Origin of the sequence: Agrobacterium sp. CFBP 3001 (assembly GCF_027871605.1) — a bacterium.
In the GTDB taxonomy this organism is placed as follows: domain Bacteria; phylum Pseudomonadota; class Alphaproteobacteria; order Rhizobiales; family Rhizobiaceae; genus Agrobacterium; species Agrobacterium leguminum.
The window spans coordinates 23,936-48,801 of sequence record NZ_JAQAHD010000001.1 but is presented as its reverse complement, the minus strand read 5'-3'; the positions used below and the strand labels follow the sequence as shown (position 1 = coordinate 48,801).

Annotated in this window: 25 protein-coding genes and 1 tRNA gene; 11 read left to right on the top strand and 15 right to left on the bottom strand. The window is 59.8% G+C overall.

The window, feature by feature from the left end; translation table 11 throughout:
- Positions 1 to 27: 27 nt before the first annotated feature.
- The 8 genes from cyoB (at position 28) to PH605_RS00205 (ending at position 7,788) form a co-directional block, all read left to right on the top strand.
- A complete protein-coding gene (cyoB, locus tag PH605_RS00240; RefSeq protein ID WP_125145102.1) occupies positions 28 to 2,031 on the top strand; it encodes a cytochrome o ubiquinol oxidase subunit I in 2,004 nt (667 codons plus the stop codon).
- A 6-nt stretch (positions 2,032 to 2,037) separates the two neighbouring features.
- Positions 2,038 to 2,664, top strand: a complete 627-nt coding sequence (cyoC, locus tag PH605_RS00235) for a cytochrome o ubiquinol oxidase subunit III (RefSeq protein ID WP_020812536.1) — start codon at positions 2,038 to 2,040, stop codon at positions 2,662 to 2,664.
- Positions 2,664 to 3,059: a cytochrome o ubiquinol oxidase subunit IV gene (gene cyoD, locus PH605_RS00230; protein WP_003514416.1), complete on the top strand. Its 396-nt coding sequence runs from the start codon at positions 2,664 to 2,666 to the stop codon at positions 3,057 to 3,059. Before cyoC ends, cyoD begins: the two co-directional genes overlap by 1 nt.
- A gap of 278 nt (positions 3,060 to 3,337) precedes the next feature.
- The gene (locus PH605_RS00225; RefSeq protein ID WP_161987731.1) at positions 3,338 to 4,099 is read left to right on the top strand and encodes an SURF1 family protein; all 762 of its coding nucleotides are present in this window, start codon (positions 3,338 to 3,340) and stop codon (positions 4,097 to 4,099) included.
- A 113-nt stretch (positions 4,100 to 4,212) separates the two neighbouring features.
- Positions 4,213 to 5,433, top strand: a complete 1,221-nt coding sequence (locus PH605_RS00220) for a phosphopentomutase (protein ID WP_142844226.1) — start codon at positions 4,213 to 4,215, stop codon at positions 5,431 to 5,433.
- Positions 5,430 to 6,407 (top strand): adenosine deaminase, encoded by a 978-nt coding sequence (locus tag PH605_RS00215; RefSeq protein ID WP_142844228.1) that lies wholly within the window; start codon positions 5,430 to 5,432, stop codon positions 6,405 to 6,407. The genes PH605_RS00220 and PH605_RS00215 overlap by 4 nt, the downstream gene beginning before the upstream one ends.
- Positions 6,408 to 6,502: 95 nt before the next feature.
- Positions 6,503 to 7,132 carry a uracil phosphoribosyltransferase gene (upp, locus tag PH605_RS00210; protein WP_003524359.1) on the top strand — a complete coding sequence of 210 codons (630 nt, stop codon included), beginning with the start codon at positions 6,503 to 6,505 and terminating at the stop codon, positions 7,130 to 7,132.
- A 134-nt stretch (positions 7,133 to 7,266) separates the two neighbouring features.
- Entirely contained in the window at positions 7,267 to 7,788 is a 522-nt protein-coding gene (locus tag PH605_RS00205; protein ID WP_080855764.1) for a TIGR02281 family clan AA aspartic protease, read from the top strand.
- Here PH605_RS00205 and deoA read toward each other — a convergent pair.
- The 10 genes from deoA to PH605_RS00155 all read right to left on the bottom strand — a co-directional run bounded on the left by deoA (position 7,781) and on the right by PH605_RS00155 (position 17,004).
- A complete protein-coding gene (gene deoA / locus PH605_RS00200) occupies positions 7,781 to 9,097 on the bottom strand; it encodes a thymidine phosphorylase (RefSeq protein ID WP_142844229.1) in 1,317 nt (438 codons plus the stop codon). The two genes, PH605_RS00205 and deoA, sit on opposite strands and share 8 nt — an antisense overlap.
- On the bottom strand, positions 9,094 to 9,867 hold the full coding sequence (gene deoC / locus PH605_RS00195) for a deoxyribose-phosphate aldolase (RefSeq protein WP_003524355.1): 774 nt from the start codon (positions 9,865 to 9,867) through the stop codon (positions 9,094 to 9,096). Before deoC ends, deoA begins: the two co-directional genes overlap by 4 nt.
- A gap of 2 nt (positions 9,868 to 9,869) precedes the next feature.
- Positions 9,870 to 10,670, bottom strand: a complete 801-nt coding sequence (locus PH605_RS00190) for a purine-nucleoside phosphorylase (protein ID WP_142844231.1) — start codon at positions 10,668 to 10,670, stop codon at positions 9,870 to 9,872.
- Positions 10,670 to 11,059 (bottom strand): cytidine deaminase, encoded by a 390-nt coding sequence (locus PH605_RS00185; RefSeq protein WP_003524353.1) that lies wholly within the window; start codon positions 11,057 to 11,059, stop codon positions 10,670 to 10,672. Before PH605_RS00185 ends, PH605_RS00190 begins: the two co-directional genes overlap by 1 nt.
- 19 nt (positions 11,060 to 11,078) lie before the next feature.
- Positions 11,079 to 12,050, bottom strand: coding sequence for an ABC transporter permease (locus PH605_RS00180; RefSeq protein WP_003493080.1), 972 nt, complete (start codon positions 12,048 to 12,050; stop codon positions 11,079 to 11,081).
- Positions 12,051 to 12,056: 6 nt separating this feature from the next.
- Positions 12,057 to 13,160, bottom strand: coding sequence for an ABC transporter permease (locus PH605_RS00175; RefSeq protein ID WP_003524352.1), 1,104 nt, complete (start codon positions 13,158 to 13,160; stop codon positions 12,057 to 12,059).
- 7 nt (positions 13,161 to 13,167) lie between these two features.
- Positions 13,168 to 14,673 (bottom strand): ABC transporter ATP-binding protein, encoded by a 1,506-nt coding sequence (locus PH605_RS00170; protein WP_142844303.1) that lies wholly within the window; start codon positions 14,671 to 14,673, stop codon positions 13,168 to 13,170.
- A gap of 81 nt (positions 14,674 to 14,754) precedes the next feature.
- On the bottom strand, positions 14,755 to 15,747 hold the full coding sequence (locus PH605_RS00165; protein ID WP_003524348.1) for a BMP family lipoprotein: 993 nt from the start codon (positions 15,745 to 15,747) through the stop codon (positions 14,755 to 14,757).
- A 214-nt stretch (positions 15,748 to 15,961) separates the two neighbouring features.
- Positions 15,962 to 16,612: a peptide-methionine (S)-S-oxide reductase MsrA gene (msrA, locus tag PH605_RS00160; RefSeq protein ID WP_142844305.1), complete on the bottom strand. Its 651-nt coding sequence runs from the start codon at positions 16,610 to 16,612 to the stop codon at positions 15,962 to 15,964.
- 74 nt (positions 16,613 to 16,686) lie between these two features.
- On the bottom strand, positions 16,687 to 17,004 hold the full coding sequence (locus PH605_RS00155) for a hypothetical protein (RefSeq protein WP_003524345.1): 318 nt from the start codon (positions 17,002 to 17,004) through the stop codon (positions 16,687 to 16,689).
- 220 nt (positions 17,005 to 17,224) lie between these two features.
- Between PH605_RS00155 and PH605_RS00150 the strand changes: the two genes are divergently transcribed.
- The 3 genes from PH605_RS00150 to dnaJ all read left to right on the top strand — a co-directional run bounded on the left by PH605_RS00150 (position 17,225) and on the right by dnaJ (position 20,753).
- A tRNA-Ser gene (locus PH605_RS00150) sits at positions 17,225 to 17,314 on the top strand.
- A gap of 310 nt (positions 17,315 to 17,624) precedes the next feature.
- Complete coding sequence (gene dnaK / locus PH605_RS00145) at positions 17,625 to 19,526, top strand: molecular chaperone DnaK (protein WP_065654771.1); 1,902 nt, start codon at positions 17,625 to 17,627, stop codon at positions 19,524 to 19,526.
- Between the two features lie 90 nt (positions 19,527 to 19,616).
- Complete coding sequence (gene dnaJ, locus PH605_RS00140) at positions 19,617 to 20,753, top strand: molecular chaperone DnaJ (protein WP_004439156.1); 1,137 nt, start codon at positions 19,617 to 19,619, stop codon at positions 20,751 to 20,753.
- Between the two features lie 66 nt (positions 20,754 to 20,819).
- On the opposite strand, the gene PH605_RS00135 is transcribed toward dnaJ, so the two are convergent.
- The 5 genes from PH605_RS00135 to PH605_RS00115 form a co-directional block, all read right to left on the bottom strand.
- Entirely contained in the window at positions 20,820 to 21,371 is a 552-nt protein-coding gene (locus PH605_RS00135; protein WP_080855759.1) for a DUF924 family protein, read from the bottom strand.
- Between the two features lie 13 nt (positions 21,372 to 21,384).
- Complete coding sequence (locus PH605_RS00130; RefSeq protein WP_059759493.1) at positions 21,385 to 21,597, bottom strand: SlyX family protein; 213 nt, start codon at positions 21,595 to 21,597, stop codon at positions 21,385 to 21,387.
- A 148-nt stretch (positions 21,598 to 21,745) separates the two neighbouring features.
- Positions 21,746 to 23,251, bottom strand: a complete 1,506-nt coding sequence (locus PH605_RS00125) for a tripartite tricarboxylate transporter permease (RefSeq protein ID WP_065654774.1) — start codon at positions 23,249 to 23,251, stop codon at positions 21,746 to 21,748.
- Positions 23,252 to 23,260: 9 nt separating this feature from the next.
- Positions 23,261 to 23,722 (bottom strand): tripartite tricarboxylate transporter TctB family protein, encoded by a 462-nt coding sequence (locus PH605_RS00120; protein ID WP_065654775.1) that lies wholly within the window; start codon positions 23,720 to 23,722, stop codon positions 23,261 to 23,263.
- A gap of 101 nt (positions 23,723 to 23,823) precedes the next feature.
- Complete coding sequence (locus PH605_RS00115; protein WP_065654776.1) at positions 23,824 to 24,807, bottom strand: tripartite tricarboxylate transporter substrate-binding protein; 984 nt, start codon at positions 24,805 to 24,807, stop codon at positions 23,824 to 23,826.
- Positions 24,808 to 24,866 lie beyond the last annotated feature (59 nt).

The following is a 24,866-nucleotide window of genomic DNA, read 5'->3' as shown; positions in this document are numbered from 1 at the left end:
ATGTCTTAGAATCGCAAGAGGCTAAAAATGATCGTCAATTCCGATCAAACGTCGTTCCTGTTCGGGAAGCTGACATGGGAGTCCATCCCGCTTCACGAGCCCATTCTTGTCGCAACCTTCGCGGCCGTGGCTCTGGGCGGTATCGCCGTCGTCGGCGCCCTCACCTATTTCCGCCTCTGGGGCTATCTCTGGAATGAATGGTTCACGAGCATCGATCACAAGAAGATCGGTATCATGTACATCATTCTGGCGCTCGTCATGCTGCTGCGCGGTTTCGCCGATGCCATCATGATGCGCGTCCAGCAGGCGATCGCGTCGGGCGGATCGGAAGGTTACCTTCCGCCGCACCATTACGACCAGATCTTCACGGCCCACGGCGTCATCATGATCTTCTTCATGGCCATGCCGATGATCACGGGTCTGATGAACTTCGTCGTGCCGCTGCAGATCGGCGCCCGCGACGTTTCGTTCCCCTTCCTCAACAACTTCTCCTTCTGGATGACCACGGCCGGCGCCGTCATCACCATGATCTCGCTGTTCATCGGTGAATATGCGCAGACCGGCTGGCTGGCCTATCCGCCGCTTTCCGGCATCGATGGAAGCCCGGGAGTCGGGGTGGATTATTACATCTGGGGTCTGCAGATCGCCGGTGTGGGAACGACGCTATCGGGCATCAACCTGATCGTGACGATCATCAAGATGCGCGCGCCTGGCATGACCATGATGCGCCTGCCGATCTTCGTCTGGACATCGCTGTGTTCGAACATCCTGATCGTGGCCTCCTTCCCGATCCTGACCGGCACGCTGGCACTTCTCACCCTCGACCGTTACGTTGGCACCAACTTCTTCACCAACGATCTCGGCGGCAACCCGATGATGTATGTCAACCTCATCTGGATCTGGGGCCACCCCGAAGTTTACATCCTGGTCCTGCCGGCATTCGGCGTCTTCTCGGAAATCGTTGCAACGTTCTCCCGCAAGCGTCTCTTCGGTTATGCCTCGATGGTTTACGCCACGGGCGTCATCACCATCCTCGCCTATATCGTGTGGCTGCACCACTTCTTCACCATGGGTTCCGGTGCAAGCGTGAATGCTTTCTTCGGCATCACCACGATGATCATCTCGATCCCGACGGGTGCCAAGATCTTCAACTGGCTCTTCACCATGTATAAGGGCCGCATCAAGTTCGATGTCCCGATGCTGTGGACGATCGGCTTCATGATCACCTTCGTCATCGGCGGCATGACCGGCGTTCTCCTCGCCGTTCCGCCGGCGGACTTCGTGCTGCACAACTCGCTGTTCCTGATCGCCCACTTCCACAACACCATCATCGGTGGCGTGGTGTTCGGTGTGCTTGCGGGTATCGTCTACTGGTTCCCGAAGGCCTTCGGATACCGGCTCGATCCGTTTTGGGGCAAGCTGTCCTTCTGGTTCTGGTTCATCGGTTTCTATTTCGCCTTCATGCCGCTTTATATTCTCGGCCTGATGGGGATTACCCGCCGTATCAGCCAGTTCGAGGACAATTCCCTGCAGATCTGGTTCGTGATCGCCGCCTTCGGCGCCTTCCTGATCGCGCTCGGCATCGCCTCCTTCGTCATCCAGCTCATCGTCAGCTTCCTGAAGCGCGACAAGCTGCGTGACGTGACCGGCGACCCCTATAACGGCCGTACGCTGGAATGGTCGACGTCTTCGCCGCCGCCCGCCTACAACTTCGCCTTCACGCCCGTCATCCACGATGTCGACGCCTGGGCGGATATGAAGAAGCGCGGTTACAGCCGTCCCAAGGAAGGCTTCATCCCGATCCATATGCCGAAGAACACCGGCGCGGGCGTGATCATCAGCGCCATCAGCGTGGTTCTCGGCTTCGCCCTGGTATGGCACATCTGGTGGCTTGCGGCTCTGTCGATGCTCGCCATCATCGCGGTCTCCATCGCCCATACCTTCAACTACAATCGCGATTATTACATTCCGGCTTCCGACGTTTCGACGGTCGAAGCGGAACGTACCAAGCTGCTCGCGGAACAGGCGTAACGGAACATGTCTCATACACCTGCACAAAGCGTCGACGGCGCTGAACCACCGGTCTTCTACCTGAAGGAAGACCATCACCCGGAGAACGGCACCTCGCTCGGCTTCTGGCTCTACCTGATGAGCGACTGCCTCATCTTCGCGACGCTGTTTGCCACCTATGCCGTTGTCGGCCGCAACTATGCGGCCGGCCCTTCCGGCGCCGACCTGTTCGACCTGAAGCTGGTGGCGATCAATACCGGCTTCCTGCTTCTCTCCTCCATCACCTATGGCTTCGCCATGCTGGAAATGGAAAAGCAGAAGGTAAAGGCCACGCTGGTCTGGCTGGGTGTGACCGGCCTCTTCGGCCTCGCCTTCCTCGCCGTCGAACTCTACGAGTTCCATCACCTGATCGCGGAAGGCGCGGGTCCGCAGCGTTCGGCGTTCCTGTCGGCCTTCTTCGCGCTGGTCGGCACGCACGGTCTGCACGTCACCTTCGGCATCATCTGGCTCGTCACGCTGATGTTCCAGGTCGCCAAGCACGGCCTGATCGCCGCCAACAAGCGTCGCCTGATGTGCCTGTCGATGTTCTGGCACTTCCTTGACGTCATCTGGATCGGCGTCTTCTCCTTCGTTTACCTCATGGGAGTTCTTTGATGAGTTCCGAAGCACACGCACATCACGACGCGCATGGCGACGACCATCATCACCATGATGGCGCAAGCCACGGCACCTTCAAGAGCTACATGATCGGCTTCGTCCTGTCGGTTATCCTGACGGCGATCCCCTTCTGGCTAGTCATGGGCGACGTTCTTGAAAACAAGACCCTGCTGGTCATCGCCATCATGGGTCTCGGCGTCATCCAGATCTTCGTGCACATGATCTACTTCCTGCACATGGACACCAAGTCCGAAGGCGGCTGGACCTTCATGGCGCTGATCTTCACCGTCGTGGTGCTCCTGATCACGCTCTCCGGCTCGCTCTGGGTTATGTACAACATGAACAAGAACATGATGCCGCTGCACATCGAGGATGTGAAAAACCTGCCCTGAGCAGCAGAGACCAACGGCCTGCCGGATTTCCGGCGGGCCGCCTTCGCGCCAACACATAACCCCATGAATCCTGGTGCGATTTATGGGGTTATTTGCTGGAAGAAGCGCATGCGGGCGCTAGAGTTTTTTCGCTTTTCCTCGAATCGCGAAAACACTCTAACTCTTTGTTTTGGCGCATTTCCGGACGGAAAACCGGGTTCCACTTTTCCTGGAAATGCTCTAGGAAACCCGCCAAAGCAGACTGGTTTCTGCCGGGCGCGCTTCGCAAGGACCGTGACATGAGCGATACCACACCCCATAACCGGCGCATCCGCCCTGCGGCCATCGTCGTCCTGTTCCTGACGGTTGTTCTGACGGGCCTGCTGCTCGCGCTCGGCACATGGCAGGTCAAGCGCCTTTCCTGGAAGCTCGATCTTATCGAGCGGGTCGAAGCCCGCGCCCATGCCGATCCCGTCGACGCCCCTGCCGCCAAAGAATGGCCGGCGCTCGGCGATCCGACGGAATACGAATATCGCCGTGTGAAACTGTCCGGCACCTTTCTCAATGACAGGGAGGTTCAGGTCTATACGGTCACGGACCTCGGCCCCGGTTACTGGGTGATGACGCCGCTCAAACGCGACGATGGCTCCAGCATTATCGTCAATCGCGGCTTCGTGCCGTCCGACAGGCGCGACCCGTCCTCCCGTCAGGAAGGCGAACCGACCGGAAAGGTCGAGATCGTCGGGTTGATGCGTGCGCCCGAGACCGGAGGGCTTTTTCTGCGCACCAACGATCCGGCAAATGGCCGCTGGTATTCCCGCAACATTCCGCAAATCTCGCAGGCATCCGGCCTTTCCGATGTCGCGCCGTTCTATGTCGACGCCGATGCGACACCCAATCCGGGCGGCCTGCCGGTCGGCGGCAAGACCATGCTCACCTTTCCCAACAACCACCTCTCCTATGCCGTTACGTGGTATATTCTGGCGGCGATGGTGGTGGCTGCGGGGTGGTATGTCCTGCGCAACCTCAACGCCCCCAAACCGAAACGGGACGAGGACTAAGCAGCCGGTTTTACCGGATGGTTCATAAAAGCACTTCCTTCTTCACGTTTTGCTGATCTATAACGACAGTTCGGCCTGACATTGCCCGTCGGCGCATTTTGTTTCGGTGAGTTATGGCAAGAGCATTTCTTCTCGTTCTGGATTCCTTCGGCGTCGGCGGCGCACCCGACGCGGAGCGCTATGGTGATCTTGGCGCAAACACGCTCGGCCATATCGCGGAATTCTGTGCAGCAGGCGCTGCCGACAAAGCGGGGCTTCGCTCCGGTCCGCTGAAATTGCCGAACATGTGTTCGCTCGGCCTGCTGGAGATCGCGCGGCAGGCAAGCGGCGACATTCCCGCCGGCATGGAACCGCCGGAGCGCATTTTCGGCCTACACGGCTCCGCCAGCGAAATCTCCAAGGGCAAGGACACGCCTTCCGGCCACTGGGAGATCGCCGGTACGCCCGTCACCTTCGACTGGGGATATTTCCCGACGGAAGGCGATGCGTTTTCGCCGGAACTGGTGGAAGCGATCTGCAAGGAGGCAAATATTCCGGGCATTCTCGGCAATTGCCATGCTTCCGGCACCGAGATCATCGCTGCGCTCGGCGAGGAGCATATCAGGACCGGTAAACCGATCTGCTACACCTCATCCGATTCCGTTTTCCAGATCGCCGCGCACGAAACGCATTTCGGCCTGGAGCGCCTCATCGCGCTCTGCGAGACGGTGCGCAAGCTGCTCGATCCGCTGAATATCGGCCGCGTCATCGCCCGCCCCTTCATCGGCGAGACGGTCGCGACCTTCGAACGCACCGGCAACCGCCGCGATTTCTCCGTTCTGCCGCCGGAGCCGACCCTGCTCGACAGACTTGTGGAGGCCGGCCGAAAAGTGCACGCCATCGGCAAGATCGGCGATATCTACGCCCATCAGGGTGTGACGCGCGTCATCAAGGCAAATGGCAACAGCGCCCTGATGGATGCGACGTTGCAGGCTATCGATGAGGCTGAAAACGGCGATCTCGTCTTCACCAATTTCGTCGATTTCGACATGCTTTATGGCCATCGCCGCGATGTTGCCGGTTACGCCGCCGCCCTTGAGGCCTTCGATGCGCGAATCCCCGAAATCCATCGCAAGATGGCGCCGGGTGACATCGCCCTTCTGACCGCCGATCACGGCTGCGACCCCACATGGCGGGGCACGGACCATACACGGGAAAGGGTGCCGATCATGGCATTCGGGCCGGGCATTCGCTCGCGCGATGTCGGCATCCGTTCAAGCTACGCCGATATCGGCGAAAGCATCGCCCACCATCTTGGCATCGAGGCCGGTTCTCACGGCAGGAGCTTCATTTGACATCGCATTTGCTGAAAGCGGAAATTCACTGCCACATCGAAGGTGCGGCCCCGCCCGCCCTTGTCGCTAAACAGGCGGAGAAATACGGCATCGACACCAGCGGCTTTCTGCGGAACGGCCAATATGTCTGGTCGGATTTCGCCGAATTCATCCGTTGTTACGATGCGGTGGCGCAGGTGTTCAAGACGGATGAGGATTATGCCGTCCTGACTGAAACCTATCTGACCGAACTTGCCGAAGCCAATACCATCTATAGCGAGCTGATCATTTCGCCCGATCACGGCGACCGCATCGGGCTCGGTGCCGACGCCTATCTGGCCGGCATTGCCGAAGGTATCCGCATCGCAAGGGAAAAGACGGGGATCGAAACCCGCATCATCGTCACCGGTGAGCGCCACTTCGGCCCGGAGCGGGTAATCGCCGCGGCCGAATATGCGGCACGCGCCCAACATCCGCTGGTGACGGGCTTCAACATGGCCGGCGAGGAGCGCATGGGCCGCGTCGCCGATTATGCGCGCGCCTTCGACATCGCCCGCGATGCCGGCCTTGGGCTGACCATTCATGCCGGCGAGGTTTGCGGACCGGAAAGCGTTACCGATGCGCTCGATCTCGTCAAACCGTCCCGCATCGGGCATGGCGTGCGCGCCATCGAAGATGCCGGTCTCATCGCCCGGCTGGCCGAGGCGGGAACGGTTCTGGAAGTCTGCCCCGGCTCGAATATCGCGCTCAACGTCTATCCCGATTTTGCCAGCCACCCGCTGAAAGCTCTGAGCGACGCCGGAGTGCGTGTCTGCATCAGTTCCGACGACCCGCCATTCTTCTTTACCTCGCTTGCGCGGGAATATGCGCTGGCTGCGGATGAGTTCGGCTTCAGCGATGCCGAGATCGACCGCATGACGCGGACCGCACTGGAATGCGCCTTCGTGGACGAGGCAACACGCGCACGACTGCTTGCGAAACTCGATGGCGCCTGACGCTGCGGTTCGCGGGGGTAAAACCGCGAAGAAGGCTTGCGAAAAGCGCGCTTTCGGTGAATTACAAGGCATAAGATAAAAGGAAGGCCAGTTTCATGGACGGCGTCACAGTCATCGAACATCCGCTGGTGCGGCACAAACTTACCATCATGCGCAAGAAGGAAACTTCCACGGCCGGCTTCCGCCGCCTGCTCAGGGAAATTTCAACGCTGCTCTGCTATGAAGTGACGCGCGACCTTGAGATGACGATGGAAACCATCGATACGCCGCTCGAAACCATCGAGGCCCCCGTGCTCGAAGGCAAGAAGCTGGTTTTCGCCTCCATCCTGCGCGCCGGCAACGGCCTCTTGGAAGGCATGCTCGAGCTCGTGCCTTCGGCGCGTGTTTCCCATATCGGTGTTTATCGCGATCATGACACGCTGGAAGCCGTCGAATATTACTTCAAGGCTCCAGAAAGCCTCGATGCGCGCCTTATCATCGTTGTCGATCCGATGCTGGCAACCGGCAATTCCTCTATCGCCGCCGTTGAGAAGCTGAAGGAGCGCGGTGCGAAGAACATCCGCTTCCTGTGTCTGCTGGCGGCGCCCGAGGGCATCAAGAACTTCCGTGAAGCGCATCCCGATGTGCATATCTACACCGCCGCGATCGACAGCCATCTGAACGAGAAGGGTTATATCGTTCCCGGTCTCGGCGATGCCGGCGACCGCATGTACGGCACTAAATAAACCCGTTCATCATCGCTTAACCGTTTGAGCCATTCGCCGCTTCCACCAGCGGCGAATGGCTTTTTCTTTTAAGGATTCAGCATGTTTTGCGTCTATTCTGGGCAAGAATAACCTGCCCCTGGAGGAGCAAAGACTTGCTGACGCGCGCGATTTTTCTGCTTGTTGGGCTTTCGGTCGGTGCGACGCAGATTCCGGCTCTGGTGGAAAAATTTCAGCCGCGCCCGGAAGCCAGCATCGAGAAAGCGGAAGCCAGACCCGAAGCAGCCAAGCCGGAGTCCGTCTCCCTTGGCGGCGTCAGTCTGAAAGCGGATGCGCGCGGCCACTTCAATGCCGCCTTCCGCGTCAACGGCAAATCCTTCGACGGGCTTGTCGATACCGGCGCTTCCATGGTCGCCATCAACGAGACGATTGCGCGCCGGCTCGGTTACGGCGTCAACAGCCTCGATTATAAATATGCGATTTCAACGGCGAATGGTCAGACCATGGCTGCCTATGTGAAACTGGACCGGGTGGAGATAGGCACTATCCGGGTTCAGAATGTCGACGCCATGGTGCTGAAGGACAATGCGCTCGGCAACATGCTGATCGGCATGAGCTTCCTCAAACAACTATCGTCCTTCAAGGTATCGGGCGGCGAGATGCGGCTGGTCAGGTGATCCGCTCAAGAACGGGCGCACCGATCTCAGGCGCGCTGTCAGCAATTCCGTAGCAGGCCACTATCCTTTTCACGGCATGTTCCGCTTCGTCGCTGGAAGCGGCGTGGACAACGGCGATCCGCTCGCCCTTTTCCACCTTCGCACCGAGCGGCAGGATGTCCGAAATACCGACAGAAGGATTGATCGTGTCCGATGGCTTTCTTCTGCCGCCACCGAGTTCGACGACAACCATGCCAAGATCGCGCGTGGCGCAGGAGGCGAGCAAACCGCTGCGCTCCGCCAGAACCGGATGAATGACCGGCGCAGAGGGCAGATAACGGGATGGATGCTCAACGAAATCCGATGGACCGCCGAGTGCCGAAACCATCCGTGCAAAGATTTCCAACGCCCGGCCGGAGGAGAGCGCAGCTGACGCCAGCGCCTCTCCTTCCTCCAGCGTGGCCGCCTTTTGCGCCTGCATCAGCATTTCCGCCGCAAAGGACAGGACGACCTTTTCAAGACGGGTGCCTGCCTTGCGGCCGGCCAGAAAATCCAGACAATTGACGATTTCGACCGCATTGCCGGCGGCATCGCCAAGCGGCTCGTTCATGTCGGTTATCAGCGCCGTTGTCGGCAGGCCTGCGCCGTTCGCCACATCGACCAGCGCGTGGGCGAGATTGCGGGCATCCTCGACGCTCTGCATGAAAGCACCGTTGCCGACCTTCACATCCAGAACCAGCGTCTGTAGCCCGGCCGCAAGCTTTTTCGACAGGATGGAGGCCGTGATCAGCGGTATGGAATCCACCGTCGCGGTCACATCGCGAATGGCATAGAGGCGTTTATCGGCTGGGGCGAGATCGCCCGTCTGGCCGATGATGGCGCAGCCGACCGTCTTTACCGTCCGGCGAAACAACGCCTCGTCCGGCATGACGTCGTACGCGGGGATCGCTTCCAGCTTGTCCAGCGTGCCGCCGGTATGGCCAAGGCCCCGGCCGGAAATCATCGGCACGGCGAGACCGCAGGCGGCCACGATGGGGGCGAGCATCAGGGAGACATTATCGCCGACGCCGCCGGTGGAATGCTTGTCCGCCACCGGCCTGCCGAGATCGCTCCAGGACAGGACCTCACCGCTGTCGCGCATCGCCAGGGTCAGCGCCACCATCTCATCCCGGTTCATGCCGCGAAAGAAGACCGCCATGGCAAAAGCAGCCGCCTGCCCTTCAGAGATGCCGTCTTTCGAAAGCGCCTCTATGAAAGCGGCAATCTCCCGAGGCTCAAGTGACAGGCCATCGCGTTTGCGCCGGATGATTTCCTGCGGGATCAAGCTCAATACCCGCTGGCGGCCTTGGCGGGCTCGCCGCCGGCCAGCACGTTCAGCACATCATCGAGAACACCGGAAGCGCCGAAACGGAAGGTGGACGGCATGGCCCAGTTGGGCGCCATGATGGTTTCCGCAAGCCTGAGGTAAAGCGTGGCGTCCTCCACCGTGCCGATGCCGCCGGCGGGCTTGAAGCCCACCTTCTGCCGGCTGTCGCGGATCGCCTGCAACATGATGTCGGCGGCCTCCAGCGTGGCGTTGATGGCAACCTTGCCGGTCGAGGTCTTGATGAAATCGGCCCCTTCGGCAATGGCGAGTTCCGATGCGCGACGGATGAGCGCCTTGTCCTTCAACTCGCCGGTTTCAAGAATGACCTTGAGCAGCACGGGTGCAACGCAGGCCTTGCGAACGGCCGCCACCATGGTGGACACCGCCGTTTCATCGCCGGCTATGAATTTGCGATAGGGAATGACGAGATCGATTTCGTCAGCGCCGTCGCGGATCGCCGCCTCGGTTTCCGCAACCACGGTCGCGATGTCGAGATCGCCCGAAGGAAAATTGACGACCGTGGCGATGCGGATAGCGTGGTCTTTTCCAAACGCCGCACGGGCCTGCGCCACGAAGCGCGGCCAGATGCAGATTGCGGCCGTATTGCCATACTCTGTATGCGCCCGCTGGCACAGAGCGGCAATCTGCTCGGGCGTGCAGTCTTCCTTGAGATTGGTCAGGTCCAGCAAGGACAGGGTGAGGGCAGCCGCTTCGCGCGGACGCTGGAGTTCCATGGTCACGCTCCTCCTGCGATCATTTCCTTCAGAATGGCGGCAAGCCTCTTGCCGCCCACGGGAGCCATGTCCTTGGTTTCTTCATGGCTCAGTTCCGCGCCGGTCATGCCGGCACCGTAATTGGTAATAACCGATGCGGCGGCGACGCGCATCCCGAAAAAGCGCGCAAGGATGACTTCCGGCACGGTGGACATGCCAACGGCATCCGCCCCCAGCAGCCGCGCCATGCGGATTTCCGCCGGTGTTTCGAAGCTCGGGCCGGAAAACCACATATAGACGCCGCCGAACAAAGGCACTGTGGCACGGATGGCGGCGTTGCGCATGGCAAGCATCAGATCGGGATCGTAAGCGGTGGTCATGCCGACGAAGCGGCGGTCGCTTTCCTCGCCGATTAGCGGGTTCATGCCGGAATAGTTGATGTGATCGGTGATCTGCATGACCGAGCCGGGCGGCATATCCTGCCTGACCGAACCTGCCGAATTGGTGAGGATGAGCGACTGCACGCCGAGACCGGCCAGCGCCCCGATGATCGCGCGCATGGCGGACGGATCGCCCTTTTCGTAATAATGCACCCGGCCGGAGAGCATCATGACCGGCTCACCACCAAGATTGCCCGCCACCAGCTCACCCGCATGGCCGGAAACGCCGCTTGCGGGAAAACCGGGAAGTTCGGCATAGGGCACCCGTATCGGATCGCTGACGTCTTCCACCAGCGAACCGAGGCCCGAGCCGAGGACGATGGCGACGCGCGGCATCAGGCCGTTCAGGCGCTCCACCAGAATATCGATCAGCATATCCGGCATCAGGGCAGCTCTGTCTTGAAGCTGAAGGGCAAAAGCTCTTCCATGGTCATGACCTTCTGCACGCCGGTTTCATCGCAGAGATAGACTTTCGTGTCCGGCGTGGCGAATTCGGCGATCTTCTGCCGGCAGCCGCCGCAGGGTGGGCAAAGAGCAAGCTTTTCGGCGATGACCGCGATTTCGCTGATCTTCTTCGCCCCACCCATGATCATGGCGCTGATGGCGGAAGGTTCAGCGCACCAGCCCTGCGGGAAGGAAAGATTCTCGATATTGGCGCCCTTGTAAATCTTGCCGTCTTCGGCGCGGATCGCCGCACCGACTGGAAATTTCGAATAGGGCGCATGGGCAAAGGCCATGGCCTCCACCGCTGCCTCGAACAGGGCATGGGACATCGGATCTCGGGACATGGATTTAACGCTCCTTCGCATAGGCAACGCCACCGGCCTTGGGGGGCTTGGCAACGCCGATGAAACCGGCAAGCAGGATGCAGGTCAGAATATAGGGCATGGCCTGGAATATCTGCACCGGCACCTCGCCTATACCCGGCACGGATTTACCCTGCATGAAGTTGGCGAAGGCATCCAGAAAACCGAAGAGCAGGCAGGCGAACATGACCGGCACCGGCTTCCATTTCGCGAAGATCAGCGCCGCAAGCGCTATATAGCCCTTGCCGGCCGACATGTTGGCGATGAAGGCCGCCGACTGCGCAACGGCGAGATAGGCGCCCGAAAAACCGCAGAGGAAGCCGGCGACGATGACGGCGCGGAAACGCATCCATGTCACCGAAATGCCGGCCGTATCCACCGCACCCGGGTTTTCACCAACGGCGCGCAAGCGAAGGCCGAAACGGGTACGGTAAAGCACCCACCAGGACAGCGGCACCGCCAGAAAGGCGAGATAGGTGAGGATATTGTTGCCGGAAATGACATTGGCATAGAGCGGGCCGATGAAGGGCACCTCGCGCATCGCATCCGCACCCGGCAGGATGATCGGCGCAAAGCGGCCCTCGGACGGCAATTGCGGCGTGCGGCCGCCCTGCCCGAACCAGGCTTGCCCCAGAACCACCGTCAGGCCGGCGGCGATGAAGTTCAGCGCCACGCCCGACACGATCTGGTTGCCGCGATTGGTGATGACGGCGAAACCATGGATCAACGAGAAGAGGATGGAAACAGTGATGCCCGCCAGCAGACCGGCCCATGGATCTGCCGTGAGATAGGCGACGCAGGCGGAGGCGAAGGCCGCCGCCAGCATCTTGCCTTCAAGGCCGATATCGAACACGCCCGCGCGTTCGGAAAAGAGCCCGGCAAGTGCGGTGAAGAGCAGCGGGATGGTGAGACGGACGGTCGAGCCGAGGATGCTGACCAGCATATCGAAGAAATCCATATCAGCTCACCCCTTTGCCAAACGCTGGTAGATGCGGACGACCGCCGGCCGGTACATATATTCCAGCGCGCCGGCAAACAGGATCACCAGACCCTGAATGACCACGATCATCTCGCGGGTAATGTTCGGCATCTCGAAAGAAAGATCCGCACCGCCCTGATAGAGAATACCGAACAGCAATGCCGCGAAGATGATGCCGAGCGGATGGCTTCGCCCCATCAGCGACACGGCGATGCCCACGAAGCCAGCACCGCCGACAAATTCCACCTGCAGGCGGGCGGAAGCGCCCATGACCGGGTTCAGCGCCATCATGCCCGCCAGACCGCCGGAAATCAGCATGGCGATGATGACCGTGCGCGCATAGGGAATGCCGGCATAGATGGCGGCCGACGGGCTGATGCCGAGCGTGCGCATCTCATAACCGAGCTTGGTGCGCCAGATCAGCACCCAGACGAGGAAACACATGACCAGCGCGATGATGAAGGAGACGTTGAACGGCGCCGGCCCGAGCTTGAGGCCGAACAGCGCCATCAGCCAGTCCAATTTCGGCAATTGCCCGCCCGGCAGGAAGGTGCGCGTTTCCGGCGCCATCTTGCCCGGCACGATCAGCACATTCACCAGCAGATAGACCATCAGTGCAGCTGCGATGAAGTTGAACATGATGGTGGTGATGACGACGTGGCTGCCGCGTTTTGCCTGCAACCATGCCGGAATGAAGGCCCAGGCCGCGCCGAAAAGCGCGGCACCGATGACGGCGAAAGGCATCGTCACATACCACGGCACGTAACGGTCGAGCGCCAGCGCCACCAGCGCAGCACCCAGCCCGCCAATATAGGCCTGACCTTCCGAACCGATGTTGAAGAGGCCGGCATGGAAGGCCACGGCGACCGAAAGGCCGGTGAAGATGAAGCTCGTCGTGTAGAACAGCGTGAAGCCGATGGCATCGCCACGGCCGAGCGCACCTTCGATGAGCAGGCGCAGCGCCGCCAGCGGGCTTTCACCGATAGACCAGACAACGAGGCCGGAAATCAGAAAGGCAGTAACAACGTTCAGCAAAGGCAGCAGGCCGTAGCTGATCCAGTTTGGTAGGGGTACGGAAGCGGTGCTCATTCATGCCTCATGCGGCGATGCCGGCCATCATCAGGCCCAGCGTCTGTTCTTCGGCTTCCGCCGTTTTTTCTCCAACGACACGACCGGCGAACATGACCATGATCCGATCCGAAAGGGAACGGATTTCATCGAGTTCGACAGAAACCAGCAAAATCGCCTTTCCGGCATCGCGCATCTCGATGATGCGGCGATGGATGAACTCGATGGCGCCGATATCCACGCCGCGGGTCGGCTGACCGATGATCAGCATCTTGGGATCGCGCTCGATTTCGCGGGCGACGACGATCTTCTGCTGGTTGCCGCCGGAAAAATTGGCGGTCTTCAACTGCGGATTCGGCGGGCGAATGTCGTATTTCTCGATCTTTTCGACCGCATCCCTGCGGATGGCCTCGGGGTTGAGGAAAGGCCCTTTGCCATAACGCTCATCATGGTGATAACCGAGGATGGAGTTCTCATATTCCTCGAATTTCAGTACCAGCCCCATATGGTGGCGGTCTTCCGGGATATGCGCGAGGCCGAGCCTGCGCAAAATTGCCGGATCGGGGTGGTCCACCTTCTGGCCATCCACCCATATCTCGCCCGAATGGGGCTTGCGGATGCCCGCGATGGCTTCGAGCAGCTCCGACTGGCCATTGCCCGCCACGCCGGCAATGCCGACGATTTCACCGGCACGGACATCGAGCGAGACATCATCCACCATGGTGACGCCGCGACTGTCCTTGACGGTCAGATTGCGGATGGAGAGCAGAACATCGCCGGGCGTCGTCTCGCCCTTTTCCACCCTGAGCAGCACGCGGCGGCCAACCATCAGTTCGGCCAGTTCCTCGACGCTGGTTTCGGAGGTCTTGCGGGTGGCGACCATTTCACCGCGGCGCATGACGGAGACGGAATCCGTGATCGCCATGATTTCGCGCAGCTTGTGGGTGATGAGGATGACGGTCTTGCCCTGCTCGCGCAGGACGCCGAGTATCTTGAAAAGGTGATCGGCCTCGGCCGGCGTCAGAACGCCGGTCGGCTCATCGAGGATCAGGATTTCGGCGCCACGATACATGGCTTTGAGGATTTCGACTCGCTGCTGCAGGCCGACCGGCAATTCCTCGATGACCGCATCCGGATCGACTTCCAGACCGTAATCGTCCTCTAGGCGCTGCAACTCCTTGCGGGCCGCCGCCCGGCCCTTAGCGAGCGATGCACCGCCTTCCGCGCCGAGCATGACGTTTTCCAGCACGGTGAAATTTTCCACCAGCATGAAGTGCTGATGCACCATGCCGATGCCGGCATTGATGGCCGTCTGGCTGTCACGGATCGCGACGGGCGTGCCATTCACCCGGATTTCACCGGCGTCCGCTTGGTAAAAGCCATAGAGGATCGACATCAGGGTCGATTTCCCGGCACCGTTTTCCCCGATGATGCCGTGGATGGTGCCCTTGGCGACCGTCAGATTGATATTCTTGTTGGCGTGAACGGCACCGAATTTCTTGTCGATGCCCACCAGTTCGATTGCAGGGTCCATACTCAAACCGAAACCTCTCCGAAGGCTGGATATGAAAAGGGCGCAAGATGAAAAACATCATGCGCCCCCGTGCATATCATATCATTTCGGGCAGGAATTATCCGCCATATAGTCATGAACCTTAACGGCGCCGGAGATGATATCGGCCTTCGCCTTGTCCACGGCGGCGGTCATTTCCGGCGTGATCAGAGCCTTGTTGTTGTCGTCAACCGCGTAAGCGACGCCATCTTCCTTGACGCCGAGCGCAACGATGCCGGGGGTGAACTTGTCGTCCTTTGCATCCTTATAGGCATTGTAGACGGCCAGATCGACGCGCTTGACCATGGAGGTCAGAACCGAACCCGGATGCAGGTGGTTCTGGTTGGAATCGACGCCGATCGAGAACTTCTTGTTGTCGGCGGCGGTCTGCAACACGCCGATACCGGTCGCACCGGCTGCCGCGTAAATCACGTCCGCACCCTGGTCGATCTGGTTCTTGGTGAGTTCGCCGCCGCGCACCGGATCGTTCCAGGCAGCACCCGTGGTGCCGGTCATGTTCTGGAAGACTTCGATCTTGTCGTTGGCCGCCTTGGCGCCCTGCGCATAACCACAGGCGAACTTACGGATCAGCGGAATATCCATGCCGCCGATGAAGCCGACCTTGCCGGTCTTGGAGGCCATGCCGGCCAGAAGACCGACGAGATAGGAGCCTTCGTGCTCCTTGTATACGACGGAGCGAACATTCGGCAGTTCGACGACGGAATCGACGATGACGAACTTGGTGTCAGGGAATTCTGCTGCGACCTTTTCCATGGCCGAGGTCCAGGCAAAGGACACGGCGACGACCGGATTGAAGCCCTTGCTGGCGAAGTTGCGGATGGCCTGTTCGCCCTGCGTGTCGCTGGTCGGTTCGAAATCGCGGAACTCGATGCCCGTTTCCGCCTTGAACTTTTCAGCGCCGGCCGCAGCGGCCTCGTTGAACGACTTGTCGAACTTGCCGCCCGTGCCATAGACCAGCGCCGGCTTGATATCCGCGGCGAGCGCGGAAGCCGACATTGCGGCAAGCGCAAAAAGCGTCAGAAGGGATTTTTTCATTGTGCAGCCCTGTTGTTGCAATTGATATTATAAGGGTCCTCCCGCAATCCCGTTGACCGGGAATGTCTGCGGAACCGCCAGCCGTTTTCCCGGCTGTGCTTGCCTCATATCCTTGCATGGCTCAATGAAAAATTCATCCGGTTTTTTTGACCCGGTGGAAAAACTTTATTCTGGCGCTTTTTTGGTCTTTCCACCGGGGCGACCTGCAAAAAATCTAGTCGATATTGCAGCTTACGCCGGTTCCCCTCAGGCCGCAGTAGCCGCCCGGGTTCTTGGCAAGATATTGCTGATGGTAGTCTTCAGCGTAATAAAACTTTTCAAGCGGCCCGATCTCGGTGGTGATGGCGCTGCCATGGCCGGCCTCGTCCAAAGCCTCTTGAAAAGCATCGCTCGCCTTCTGCGCCTGCTGCAACTGCCCTTCCGTCGTCGCGTAAATGGCGGAACGGTAGGTCGTGCCGACATCGTTGCCCTGCCGCATCCCTTGTGTCGGATCATGCTCCTCGAAGAATATCTTCAGCAGGCCCGGGAGCGAGATCACGGCCGGATCGTAGACAACCTTGACCACTTCGGCGTGGCCCGTCTGGCCCGTCGTCGTCTCCTGATAGGTGGGGTTGCGGGTGAAGCCGCCGGCATAACCCACAGCCGTCACCCACACGCCTGGCGTTTTCCAGAACAACCGTTCCGCACCCCAGAAGCAGCCCATGCCGAGATAGATGGTTTCAAGTCCGTCCGGATAAGGCCCCTTCAAGGGCCGGCCATTGACGAAATGGGCTTCCGGCACCGCAAGCGCCTCTTCACGGCCGGGCAAGGCGGTTTCTTCGGTCGGCATCGTCGTTTTTTTTGAAAGCGTATCGAACAGGAACATTCGGTCCTCCATGCGGCCAGTTCCGCCGCTTCTCATGGTTCACGTCTGCGGGCACCCATTTCGACAGATACAAGTCAGGCCGATAAACGCCTCATCGCCTTGTGTTTCCTGTAACCCGCCATCCAGCAGAGCAGGGAAAGCGCCAGGGAAACGGCAAATGCGGGCACCGCCGACAGGGCATTTTCAATGAAGCGCCACGCTTCAGGGTGAATATAGTGAGCCATGGCCGCTTCCACCATGGTGCGCGAGGCAGGAAGCAGATAGTTCCAGACGGACAGGATGCCGGTGATGTTGACCGAGGAGGTGGAAACCGAGCGGACCGAATCGAGCACACCCAGAAAAACCGCCGCCACGAGGAAAAGAAAGCTCAAAAACCGCAAAAAAGCTTTCATCAGGGACACCTCGTTTACGATCTGCCGGTCAGGCAGCCATATTTTGAAATCTATATTGCATCGATAAAGGCGGGAAAACCGGTTTGCAATCGCATCGGAACACAGGAAATTGCCGACATTTCAAAAAACTGTCAGATTCGTGTTGATCCCTGCGAATTCATCGGTATATATCGCGCCGTTCCAGTGATTTGCATTCTTCAAAACATGCAGATTTGAAAAAGGACAGGTGGCCGAGTGGTTTAAGGCGCACGCCTGGAACGCGTGTGTGCGTGAAAGCGTACCGTGGGTTCGAATCCCACCCTGTCCGCCATTTCACCTCACCCCGATACCGTTAAAAGCCAGTCTCAACGGGTCGCTCGCCGCGATGCCGACCGGCAGCGCCGTGTATAAGCTGAGCCGCGTTTTCCCGCTTCCGCAAGCCGTGATGGCTATGCTTCTGCACAGACAGGGGTTTCCTGCGCTTTTTTTGCTGCGCTTCCCCCTGTCTTGCGCCTTGCAGCAGGAAAAATCGCTCCTTATATACGCCGCATAACAGCAGCGAAGGCTGCAAATCCAAGTCAAGGAGTTGCCACAAGAATGCCTCACGGGGTTCCGGCAGCTCGCTTCAAGGAGAGAAGAGCATGGCAAAAGTAATCGGTATCGACCTTGGCACGACCAACTCCTGCGTCGCAGTGATGGACGGCAAGGACACGAAAGTAATTGAAAACGCGGAAGGCGCGCGTACCACGCCGTCTATGGTGGCATTTTCCGACGATGGCGAGCGCCTTGTCGGCCAGCCGGCCAAGCGCCAGGCGGTCACCAACCCGACCAACACCCTGTTTGCGGTCAAGCGCCTCATCGGCCGCCGTTATGAAGACCCGACCGTCGAAAAGGACAAGGCTCTGGTTCCCTTTGAAATCGTCAAGGGTGACAATGGCGACGCATGGGTGAAGGCGCAGGACAAGCCCTATTCCCCTTCGCAGATTTCCGCGATGATCCTTCAGAAGATGAAGGAAACGGCTGAATCCTATCTCGGCGAAAAGGTCGAGAAGGCCGTTATCACGGTTCCTGCCTACTTCAACGACGCCCAGCGTCAGGCAACCAAGGATGCCGGCCGCATTGCTGGTCTGGACGTCCTGCGCATCATCAACGAGCCGACTGCGGCAGCGCTTGCTTACGGTCTCGACAAGAAAGACGGCAAGACCATTGCCGTTTACGACCTTGGCGGCGGCACCTTCGATATTTCCGTGCTGGAAATCGGCGACGGCGTCTTCGAAGTGAAGTCCACCAATGGCGATACCTTCCTTGGCGGTGAAGACTTCGACATGCGTCTGGTGGAATATCTGGCCGGCGAGTTCAAGAAGGATCAGGGCATAGACCTGAAGAACGACAAGCTTGCCCTGCAGCGCCTGAAGGAAGCTGCCGAAAAGGCGAAGATCGAGCTGTCGTCCTCGCAGCAGACCGAAATCAACCTGCCGTTCATCACGGCCGATGCTTCCGGTCCGAAGCACCTGACGCTGAAGCTGACCCGTGCGAAGTTCGAAAGCCTGGTCGATGACCTCGTGCAGCGCACCGTTGCGCCGTGCAAGGCAGCGCTCAAGGATGCAGGCGTCTCCGCTTCCGAGATCGATGAAGTCGTTCTCGTCGGTGGCATGAGCCGCATGCCGAAGGTGCAGGAAGTCGTCAAGCAACTGTTCGGCAAGGAGCCGCACAAGGGCGTGAACCCGGATGAAGTGGTCGCCATGGGCGCCGCCATCCAGGCCGGCGTTCTGCAGGGCGACGTCAAGGACGTTCTGCTGCTCGACGTGACCCCGCTGTCGCTCGGCATCGAAACGCTGGGTGGCGTCTTCACCCGTCTGATCGATCGCAACACGACGATCCCGACCAAGAAGAGCCAGACCTTCTCGACCGCCGAAGACAACCAGTCGGCCGTGACCATCCGCGTCTCGCAGGGCGAGCGTGAAATGGCGCAGGACAACAAGCTGCTCGGCCAGTTCGACCTCGTCGGCCTGCCGCCGGCACCGCGTGGCGTTCCGCAGATCGAAGTAACCTTCGATATCGACGCCAACGGCATCGTGCAGGTTTCGGCGAAAGACAAGGGCACCGGCAAGGAACAGCAGATCCGCATCCAGGCTTCCGGCGGTCTCTCCGACGCGGACATCGAGAAGATGGTGAAGGACGCCGAAGCCAATGCCGAAGCCGACAAGAAGCGTCGTGCGGGTGTGGAAGCCAAGAATCAGGCCGAAAGCCTCATCCACTCCACCGAGAAGTCGGTGAAGGAATATGGTGACAAGGTTTCCGAGACCGACCGCAAGGCGATCGAAGACGCCATTGCCGCCCTGAAGACCGCTGTCGAAGCCGCTGAGCCTGACGCAGACGACATTCAGGCGAAGACCCAGACCCTCATGGAAGTCTCCATGAAGCTCGGTCAGGCCATCTACGAAGCGCAGCAGGCCGAGGCCGGCGATGCTTCTGCAGAAGGCAAGGACGACGTCGTCGACGCCGACTATGAAGAAATCAAGGACGATAAGAAGTCCGCATAATAGCGCGACTTCCCGACTCCTCACACCATATGCAAGACATCCGGCTGCCGACGTGCAGCCGGAAATCCATTTGCGGGGCTTGTTATCTTAATGGCGAAAGCAGACTTTTACGAAACACTCGGCGTCAGCAAGACCGCGGACGAAAAAGAGCTGAAAAGCGCCTTCCGCAAACTCGCGATGAAGTACCATCCGGACAAAAACCCTGATGATGCCGATTCCGAACGGAAATTCAAAGAAATCAACGAAGCATACGAAACGTTGAAGGACCCGCAGAAACGCGCGGCCTATGACCGTTTCGGCCACGCGGCCTTTGAAAACGGCGGCATGGGCGGCGGTGGCGGCTTTGGCGGCGGCGGTTTTGCCAATGGCGGCTTCTCGGATATTTTCGAAGACATCTTCGGCGAGATGATGGGCGGTGGCCGTGCGCGCCGCTCTTCCGGCGGACGCGAGCGCGGCGCCGACCTTCGCTACAATATGGAAATCACGCTGGAAGAGGCCTTCACCGGCAAGACGGCGCAGATCAGGGTTCCGACCTCGATCACCTGCGATGTCTGTTCCGGTTCGGGTGCAAAGCCCGGCACGCAGCCGAAGACCTGCGCGACCTGTCAGGGTTCCGGTCGCGTGCGCGCAGCGCAGGGCTTCTTCTCGGTGGAACGCACCTGCCCCACCTGCCATGGTCGCGGGCAGACGATCTCCGATCCCTGCGGCAAGTGCCACGGTCAGGGCCGTGTAACGGAAGAGCGTTCGCTTTCCGTCAACATTCCCTCGGGCATCGAGGACGGCACCCGCATTCGCCTGCAGGGCGAAGGCGAGGCTGGCATGCGTGGCGGTCCGGCGGGTGATCTTTATATTTTCCTGTCCGTGCGTCCGCATGAATTCTTCCAGCGCGACGGCGCCGACCTTTATTGCACCGTACCGATCTCCATGACGACGGCAGCACTTGGCGGCACCTTCGACGTCACGACGCTCGACGGCACCAAATCGCGCGTTACGGTTCCGGAAGGAACCCAGCCGGGCAAACAGTTCCGTCTGAAGGGTAAGGGAATGCCGGTTCTGCGTTCGGCGCAGACGGGCGACCTCTATATACAGATTCAGATCGAAACGCCGCAGAAACTCAGCAAGCGTCAGCGCGAGCTGTTGCAGGAGTTCGAGCAGCTCTCCTCCAAGGAGAACAATCCGGAATCGACGGGCTTCTTCGCCCGGATGAAGGAATTCTTCGACGGCTGATTGTCGCCGCCCCATGCTTTAAGAACGCCGCCATCCTTCGGGACTGGCGGCGTTTTCATTTCCGACTCAGCCGGAAAAGCCGCCTTCTTCCAGATATTGCCGTTCCTCCGGCGTCGTTTCCCGCAGCAAAATGTCGTTGCGATGCGGAAAGCGGCCGAAACGCTCGATGATATCGCGATGTTCTTCGGCATGATGAAGATAAAGCCCGCCAAGTGGCTGGTTCAGGTCGCAGGCACGCCGCTGGGCGGCGATATCCTCCGCATGGGAAAAGGGCAGGTAGAAGAAAACGCGCAAATCCCCGCCCACCGCCTGATCATGCCCGCAGCGGATGGCCTCATCGGCAAAGAGCCGCGCCAGCGGGTCGGTTGCATACATGTGAGCGGTGCCGCGAAAGCAGTTGCGCGGAAATTGATCCAGCAGAAGCATCAGCGCGAGACTGCTTTCCGCACCCTCCAGCCACTTGTCCAATTCGCGTCTGGCGGCAGCAAAATGGGCATCGCGGAAACGGTCGTGAAAGTGGTTATCGAAGGCCGCGTCCTTGTCGAACCACTTGTCCGGTCCGGCCTTCTTCCAGAAATCGACGATATCGGCGGCCAGCGCGGCGGTTTCGTTTTTCATTGGCTCTTCCCTGTCAATAATGCGGCGGTCGAGTGATCGCGGGCGCGTCCAGCGATTGCTCCTCCAGGCTCAGGAACCTCTCCGTCAGGCGGTCGAGCTTGGCGCGGGTCTGCTCCACCACCTTCCATTGTTCTGCCAGCTGATCGGACAGCTCCTCTATCACCTTCGCCTGATGCGCGGCCGTTTCCTCGAGCGCGATGATCCTTTTTTCGGTTTCCGACGTCATATCGACCTCTCTTTCCAGCCCTTCCTTGGGCCTAAAAGCACCTGAGTCAACCATATGTCGCTTTGGTGAAGCGAATTCGTCACGGCGATCCAGAAACGGAAAAAGCCGGCGATGTTTCCATCGCCGGCATCCGAGTTCTTGGCTTTCCTCAGTCTTCTTCTACGAAAACCTCCTCACGCTTCTTCTTCACGCTGGGCAGGAAGACGACGATCAGCACGGCCAGAGCAATGAAGAGCAGGGTGGCGCTGATCGGCCGGGTAACGAAGGTGGTCGGATCGCCGCGCGACAGGATCATGGCGCGGCGCAGGTTCTCCTCCAGCAGCGGCCCAAGCACGAAGCCCAGGAGCAGCGGCGCCGGCTCGCAGCGCAGTTTCACCAGCACGTAACCGATGAAGCCGAAGAAGGCGACGGCATAGAGATCGAAGACGTTGGAATTGACGCTGTAGACCCCGATGGCGCAGAAGGCCATGATGATGGGGAACAGCACATAATAGGGCACCGTCAGAAGCTTTACCCATAGCCCGATTAGCGGCAGGTTCAGGATGACGAGCATCAGGTTGCCGATCCACATGGAGGCAATGATGCCCCAGAACAGCGCCGGCTGTTCAGTCGCAACGTTCGGACCTGGCACGATACCCTGAATGATCATCGCGCCGATCATCAGCGCCATCACCGGATTGGCGGGAATGCCCAGCGTGAGCAGCGGGATGAAGGACGTCTGGGCGCCGGCATTGTTGGCGGATTCCGGACCGGCCACGCCGGCAACCGCGCCATGCCCGAATTCTTCCGGGTTCTTGGAGACGCGTTTTTCCACCGTATAGGAAGCGAAGGCCGCAAGGATCGCGCCGCCGCCCGGAAGAATGCCGAGAGCGGAACCAATGACCGTGCCGCGCAGCACCGGCGCGATCATTTTCCTGAAATCCTCCCGTGTCGGCATCAGGCCGCTGACCTTGGCGATCAGCACCGAACGGGTGCGCTCATTTTCGAGATTGCGCAGGATTTCGGCGATACCGAAGACGCCGACGGCCACGGCCACGAAGTTCAGACCGTCGGCATATTCGCGGATGCCGAGGGTGAAACGCGGTGTGCCGCTATAGATATCGGTGCCGACCAAACCCAGCAGCAGGCCCAGCACCACCATGGCCAGCGCCTTGACGATGGAGCCATGGGCAAGCGCAATGGAAGAAACGAGGCCGACGACCATTAGCGAGAAATATTCCGCCGCGCCGAATTCAAGCGCAATCGCCGTCAGAGGCGGAGCGAAAATCGCCACGAGGAAGGTGGAAACCGTGCCGGCGAAGAACGAGCCGATGGCGGCAATGGCGAGTGCGGCGCCCGCCTTGCCCTTGCGCGCCATCTGATACCCATCGATGGCCGTGACGGCGGAGGAGGATTCGCCCGGCATGTTGATAAGGATTGCGGTGGTGGAACCGCCATATTGCGCGCCGTAATAGATGCCGGCGAGCATGATCAGCGAAGAGACTGGCTCCAGCTGGAAGGTGATCGGCAACAGCATGGCGATGGTGGCCGTTGCGCCGATGCCAGGCAACACGCCGATGAGCGTGCCGAGCAGCACACCAATGAGGCAGAAAAACAGGTTTTCCAGCGACGACGCCGTCGAAAAACCGAGTGCGAGATTATTGAACAGCTCCATCACGGCACCTTAAAAGTTAAGCCATGGGCCAAAGCGCTGGAAAGGCAGCCCGAGACCGTAGTTGAACACTGCGACGGAAAAGACCGTGATGGCCGCGGAAATGGCAACGGCCATCAGCGGGCTCATCTTGTGCGAGGCAAAGGCTGCGATGAGGGCGCTGAAAAACAGTGCCGGTACGAAACCAAGTCCCCGGACCGTGAGGCCGAAAAAGATGGGTGCGGGCAGAATGAAAAAGATCCCCCGCCAGGCGATGGCTCCGATGGCGTCTCCCTGCACCCGGGTAGCGCGAAGAAATATGACGCTTCCAAGCAGGATCAAGACGATGGCGAGAACGAGTGGAAAGTAACCCGGCCCCATGCGGAATGTGGTTCCCAAATCAAGCCCGTAGGACTGCAAGGCGAAAAAAGCGCCAAAACCGATGAAAATTGCCCCGCAGGCTGCTTCGGCAGGGTCAATAAAAAACGACTTCATGAAAGATGCCCCTCCACTGCGGCCAGCGACACACCGTTCCGCGCGTTAAAACGACAGCAGAAAACCGGCGGCATAGCGCCGCCGGTCATTCCGTTGCTCCATCAGTCGGCGTATTGGCCGGCGGACTCGATGACCGGCTTCCAGCGAGCGATTTCGCTTTCGAGCTTGGCCTTCAGCGCCGCAGGCGTCGCATCGCTTTCCGGGGAAGGCGTCGTGCCGAGTTCGGCGAACCGGGCCGCGACATTCTTGTCCTTCAGCGCGGCCTGGAGCGACTTGGAGAGCTTTTCATTGATTTCGGCAGGCGTGCCCTTAGGCGTGTAAATGCCGTGCCAGATGCCGACCTCGAGTTTCGGCAGGCCCGCTTCAACGACTGTCGGCACATCAGGCAGCACATCCAGCCGCTTGGCGGTGGTTACGGCGTAAGCCTTCACCGTGCCGCCCTGAATCTGCTTGGTGGTATTGGTGGTCTGGTCGCACATGATGTCTACCTGGCCGCCGAGCAGATCGGTCATGGCCGGGCCCGTACCCTTGTAAGGGACTGTGACGAGCGGGGTTTCGATGGCGCTCATGAACAGCATGCCGCACAGATGCGAGGCGGCGCCGATGCCGGCATTGGCGACGGTGACCTTGTCCTTGTTCGCCTTGGCGTATTCGATCAGACCTTTCAGATCCGTCGTCTCGAGGTTCTTGCGCGACAGGATGGTCATCGGCACTTCGGTAACGAGGCCGACATATTCGAAGGCGTTCAGCGTGTCGTAGGCGAGCTTGCGGTAGAGCGTGGCGCTGGTGGCCATGCCGATATGGTGGAGAAGAACGGTGTAGCCGTCCGGATCGGACGATGCCACACGACCAGCACCCAGCGTGCCGCCTGCGCCGCCGACATTTTCAACGATGATCTGCTGGCCAAGGTCCTTCGACATGGATTCAGCGACAAGGCGCGCAACCGTATCCGTCGGGCCGCCCGCGGCAAAGGGCACGACCATGGTGATGTTGCGCTCCGGATAGTTCTGAGCGGATGCGGACAGCGCAAAAAGGGAAACGGCAGCGGCAGCAGCAAGGCCGGTGACTGTCTTCAGTATTTTCATCGATTCCTCCCGGATGAAAATGTTCGCCACTTCAGCCGCGCATGCTCCTCCATGGCGAC

Coding starts and splice junctions, on each gene's coding strand:
- cyoB (WP_125145102.1), top strand. CDS start 28: ATGATCGTCAATTCCGATCAAACGTCGTTCCTGTTCGGGAAGCTGACA.
- cyoC (WP_020812536.1), top strand. CDS start 2,038: ATGTCTCATACACCTGCACAAAGCGTCGACGGCGCTGAACCACCGGTC.
- cyoD (WP_003514416.1), top strand. CDS start 2,664: ATGAGTTCCGAAGCACACGCACATCACGACGCGCATGGCGACGACCAT.
- PH605_RS00225 (WP_161987731.1), top strand. CDS start 3,338: ATGAGCGATACCACACCCCATAACCGGCGCATCCGCCCTGCGGCCATC.
- PH605_RS00220 (WP_142844226.1), top strand. CDS start 4,213: ATGGCAAGAGCATTTCTTCTCGTTCTGGATTCCTTCGGCGTCGGCGGC.
- upp (WP_003524359.1), top strand. CDS start 6,503: ATGGACGGCGTCACAGTCATCGAACATCCGCTGGTGCGGCACAAACTT.
- deoC (WP_003524355.1), bottom strand. CDS start 9,867: ATGGAACTCCAGCGTCCGCGCGAAGCGGCTGCCCTCACCCTGTCCTTG.
- PH605_RS00190 (WP_142844231.1), bottom strand. CDS start 10,670: ATGCCGGATATGCTGATCGATATTCTGGTGGAGCGCCTGAACGGCCTG.
- PH605_RS00185 (WP_003524353.1), bottom strand. CDS start 11,059: ATGTCCCATGCCCTGTTCGAGGCAGCGGTGGAGGCCATGGCCTTTGCC.
- PH605_RS00180 (WP_003493080.1), bottom strand. CDS start 12,050: ATGGATTTCTTCGATATGCTGGTCAGCATCCTCGGCTCGACCGTCCGT.
- PH605_RS00175 (WP_003524352.1), bottom strand. CDS start 13,160: ATGAGCACCGCTTCCGTACCCCTACCAAACTGGATCAGCTACGGCCTG.
- PH605_RS00170 (WP_142844303.1), bottom strand. CDS start 14,673: ATGGACCCTGCAATCGAACTGGTGGGCATCGACAAGAAATTCGGTGCC.
- PH605_RS00165 (WP_003524348.1), bottom strand. CDS start 15,747: ATGAAAAAATCCCTTCTGACGCTTTTTGCGCTTGCCGCAATGTCGGCT.
- msrA (WP_142844305.1), bottom strand. CDS start 16,612: ATGTTCCTGTTCGATACGCTTTCAAAAAAAACGACGATGCCGACCGAA.
- PH605_RS00155 (WP_003524345.1), bottom strand. CDS start 17,004: ATGAAAGCTTTTTTGCGGTTTTTGAGCTTTCTTTTCCTCGTGGCGGCG.
- dnaK (WP_065654771.1), top strand. CDS start 17,625: ATGGCAAAAGTAATCGGTATCGACCTTGGCACGACCAACTCCTGCGTC.
- dnaJ (WP_004439156.1), top strand. CDS start 19,617: ATGGCGAAAGCAGACTTTTACGAAACACTCGGCGTCAGCAAGACCGCG.
- PH605_RS00135 (WP_080855759.1), bottom strand. CDS start 21,371: ATGAAAAACGAAACCGCCGCGCTGGCCGCCGATATCGTCGATTTCTGG.
- PH605_RS00130 (WP_059759493.1), bottom strand. CDS start 21,597: ATGACGTCGGAAACCGAAAAAAGGATCATCGCGCTCGAGGAAACGGCC.
- PH605_RS00125 (WP_065654774.1), bottom strand. CDS start 23,251: ATGGAGCTGTTCAATAATCTCGCACTCGGTTTTTCGACGGCGTCGTCG.
- PH605_RS00120 (WP_065654775.1), bottom strand. CDS start 23,722: ATGAAGTCGTTTTTTATTGACCCTGCCGAAGCAGCCTGCGGGGCAATT.
- PH605_RS00115 (WP_065654776.1), bottom strand. CDS start 24,807: ATGAAAATACTGAAGACAGTCACCGGCCTTGCTGCTGCCGCTGCCGTT.